At 35.5% G+C, this 4389-nt stretch carries 2 protein-coding genes and 1 pseudogene; all 3 read right to left on the reverse strand.

What is annotated here, in order from left to right; genetic code table 11:
• Positions 1 to 344: 344 nt before the first annotated feature.
• Complete coding sequence (locus tag AC3WRW_RS32850; protein WP_492550414.1) at positions 345 to 488, reverse strand: hypothetical protein; 144 nt, start codon at positions 486 to 488, stop codon at positions 345 to 347.
• A 75-nt stretch (positions 489 to 563) separates the two neighbouring features.
• Positions 564 to 3929 (reverse strand): HEAT repeat domain-containing protein, encoded by a 3366-nt coding sequence (locus AC3WRW_RS32855; protein WP_492550415.1) that lies wholly within the window; start codon positions 3927 to 3929, stop codon positions 564 to 566.
• Between the two features lie 295 nt (positions 3930 to 4224).
• Positions 4225 to 4389, reverse strand: a pseudogene (locus AC3WRW_RS32860) (RNA polymerase subunit sigma-70); the annotation flags it as partial.

Below are 4389 nucleotides of genomic sequence, written 5' to 3' on the forward strand. Positions count from 1 at the left end.
TTGTTAGAGTGGCTTATCAATATATTTATTATTTGCATATTTAAAAACCCCGCGTATATAGCCGCGGGGCTTCTTATTCACAAAATCAAGTGTTTTATGTGGATATAGCTTAAAAAGCTAACCACCATTATTTCTAGAGAGTAAGAAAAATGACATCAAATTATTGTTAACTTGCAATCACATGTTAGTGATCAATCAGACATTTTTTTGATAATCTACTACTATCTTATTGTCTAATAGAGATGATGGCAATAAAATATAATATTACTGTTGTTATAAAACTTTTAAATTAACCTAGTCCAAGAACTTTCTATTCTTTCTTAAACTGGATAGTTTATTTGGGATCATGCAACCATCCCGGGTAATCTTACACTTAGTATGTTCCTATTCCAAAGAATGATGTTATTTGAACTTGCGAATTTTGAAGCGCAACTAGTCAAAAAGTAATTTATAATAACAATACCTTTGTTTAATTGATAGTGTACCACTCCAGCTGCAACTTCTTAAAGTGAGATATAAATACATCGTAGCGTCATCAATTCAAGTTTGCATCTTAAGAATAATTAATCTATTGATGTCCAGATGTCTAACGCAAGTGAGCGAATTTCAATGTTTAAATGATCTCTGTATAATCTTAAAAGGCGGGTACAATCTGGACTCCATAATAAAACACTTCCAGTAACTTCAAGCAGAGAAAGTCCAATAAACTGAGATTCGTAACAGCCCTCAGACCATATTAGGTCCACAATTTCTAATATTGTTTCTGGATTCCAATACCCTTTGCTATCTTTTAAATTTTGCGCAACTTGTCTATATGCATCTTTCAAAAGATGCGGCTGTTGTGAAATGCAATTAACAACACTGTTTAGATAAGCGACTGATTCCTCTACATCATTCCAATCAATTGATGCTATATACAATTTCATCACTGCATGCTTTAATGTCTCATTTGACGCAAGACAGTCATTTATACCCATATACAAAAGCTTAAGGTTTAGACGTGTGTTCTTTGGCAGAGATATCAGTTTGTCAGTAAATTTCAAGAGCCGTTGTCGATGAGGCAAATCTCTTTTGGCTGTTGCATTCCACTCATCAATTATTTTAACATTAGCCAAATCCTTAAACACTCCAATTACAAATTCATTGACTTTACCATCACGGCATGTTTCTATCAACGTGTTCATTGCAGCATTCCATCTCGTGCTATCTTCTAAATTAACAATAGCTTCTGCAGTGGCATTCGCAATTATTACTTCATTTCCATTTGTCCAATGTATCATGCAATTGAAAGCATCTCTTCCAACAGTCGCATCTGTATGACTTGCAATTTTAATGATTAATTCTAAATATCGAGATCTATAGTCTACTGGAAGTACATTAGGTTGTTGAAATAATAAACTTTTTGCAATATCACTTTGTGATGAAGAAGCCATTAAACTTAAAATATCCCATCCACGTTCATCATCTAAATGTTGTCTCGCTGCATGCCCTATTGCAATGATTACATCCTTATGTGAATTTACTTTTTCAAACTCGTTCATCAATAACAAAATGCTTTCGCTACTTTTATAAGCACCCAGTAACCTGATTGCTTCTTTTCTGACCGTGATTTTAAGTTTGTCTCGATTTAAAAGTTCTTTAAGCATTGAAGTCAATAAAACCGGATCAACTCGACGAGCGCATCTAGGTATCGAGTACATGGCTACACGGGCTCTATCTCCATCTAAATTCTCCACTAGAAGTGGAAGTGCCTTTTCGGGCTCTTGTAATAATGAAAGTGCATAAAGTGCAGCTTCTACTACAGATACTTCCTCATCCTTTAAAAGTTCTAGTATCTTATCTGGGCAAAGATCAGGCATTTTTGCCATTATCTTTATAGCTCTTGAACGCTCAAAAAGACTTCGTTTAGCATCGAATGCAACTCTTTCTAACAGGGAACTCAAAGATTTTTGCTGACGTGGCAACCACCTATTAAACCCATCCGTAGCCGGCACAAGATGAATGGTTTTGCCCGTTAAAAACTTACCATTAATAGCAGTACCAGAAATAAATGGATCCAACCATTCTTGACGTTTTAAATGCAAATGCAGGAACACTTCATTTATTGTAATAAAAGAGGCATCCAAAGTTAATAGTTCTTTGACTCTTTCATCACGTGTTTTATCTGGTGCAAGCCAATGTCTGGTCGCTTGTACTGCTATAGAATCCGTTTTCGCCTTCGTCGCTTCCTTTAATAAGTTTTGAAGTTTGATTATGCTAAAACCTCTTTTTCCGAATGAGTTTGCCAAACTAATTACAAAATTGTAGTTTTCTCTTTTGTTCGCTTCCACAACTAAGGGATAAATCTCGTCAAAAATAATCGTTTCTGTACCCCAAGGTAAACTTTTCTCTAAAGATGGTAGTGCAAGATGACCATTTTGCTTAGCTAGTTTTATAATCGTGCTTAAAGAGAACTTAAAAATATCGCTTTTGGGATTCAATGCATTATATCGCATAATGGCAAATGCTAATTTTTGGAGAGCAGCCTTTGTAACATATGAAGTATCTCTAGCTTCAATCACACTATCCACAATTAAAGTAAGTTCTTTTATATTCTCATCAGTAAACATAGACGAAGGACTGTTTGAAAGCTCTGTAATCACTGCACTACGTACAGAATCCTGATCATTTTTGATACGAGCTAAAAAAACCAAAGTCTTATCAAAACCATATCTCGATAGAGCAGTACTCTTAATCAGTTGCGCAAGTGCCAGTGCGCGTTCTTCTGCATTGGAAACATGTGTTGCTTTTTCAAGCATCTCTCTTGAATTATCAATAGAACGGCAAGCAGTAATCCTAATCGTTTTTTCCCGATTATCATAGATTTCACGAAGACCAAGCATTCGGGTTGCTTCCTTATCGCGTAATTTATGCGGTAATTTATACAGTAATGTTTCTGGAAAAATGCGTTCTTTACGTTTATCTTCTTCATATACTGACTCGAAAATCACTTTACGATTTGAAGGAGCAATATAATGAAGTAATTTCGCAATATGTATTGGATTTTCTGCAAGTAATTTAGCTATTTCAATCCATTGATCTATTGATAAACAATTTCTTCTTCTTAAAATTCCATCAGGTACACCATGAGAAATTAGATCGCTTCGCGACTCATTTCGTGTTAGCAGCATATACACTGCACCAGGATTTATGCGTACTAAAGTACCAAGTTGTTTTTTTAGAACAGGATGTATGACACCCATTGAGCCATGATTCATAGCACATTCTAGAACCAAATCTGCCTTTAAATTGCATAAAATTTCGATAGTTGATGAAAACCTCCACCACACGTGTGCCTTTTCCCTAAGTGGCGTGCTTTCTAATGTTGTTTTAAAATACTCCGCAACCACTTCAAGATGTCGTCTAGCTAATTTGTACCAATCTTTTATGACATACCCAATGTCCAAAAGCCATTTACTAACAGTTTCCTTATAACATGCTGGTAGTAAAATGGATGCCTCCTGTGCTCCCCATCGAGCATACACAATAGGCAATAAACGCTCCGCCCATTCTTGTCGATTTATAATTGAAATACTGCGCAATAATTTGCGACGACAATCATGTGATAAATTTAGTATTTCACGTTCAATATCAATATCTGAAGCCACTTTGGCCAAAAGACCTGCTGCCTGAATTCTAACAGTGGCCATAGGATGCCTTAATGCTAACAAAATAATATTAGCATCTCGTGTTACACTAGCACCAGTTAATGCAAGCTGTGCCTCATAGGCACCCCCCTCCAGTAACGAAGAAAGCAATTTTGAATACTGGGTTGATCCATTATTATTACGGCCTAGTATTGCTATTTTATTTATTCTGTCTGAATATCCTTGTGAATCTAATTCTTTAAGTAAATTCTTTTTATCCATTAGATCTTTTTTGAAAATCATAAGTCTCCCTCTTTCACCTGTTCTTATTTAATCAAACTTTATTCTCCGAATAGCAAGTTATAATATCATTATCTCTTTTGCAGTTGTTGTTGAGTAGGGTATAAGTATTACGAGGAATCCTAACAACAAAAAGTCCAAGTAGCGTATTTAACTTGGACTTTTGAAGAATTAAATAAGTTAAGCGAAACTGCCACATCTCATTTTCGAACCATCAATATTACCGACTCCACATGTGTTCTATGCGGAAACATCCCAGTTTGTCCAACAAAACTATATAGCTTCGTGTCCACAACCCCTTTACTATATGCGCGACAAGTCTCAAATTGTGTTCAATCAGTTTATTCCTTGAATAATCATTGCCTTCGGCCATCAATCTAAGATGCTTTTCTTCTTCTTCCTCGGTTAAAGGCTGTGGAAACGCATTATTTTTGACATAGGATACAAGTAAGGTTAACTGTTT

Source organism: Paenibacillus sp. FW126-R14 (genome assembly GCF_058789495.1).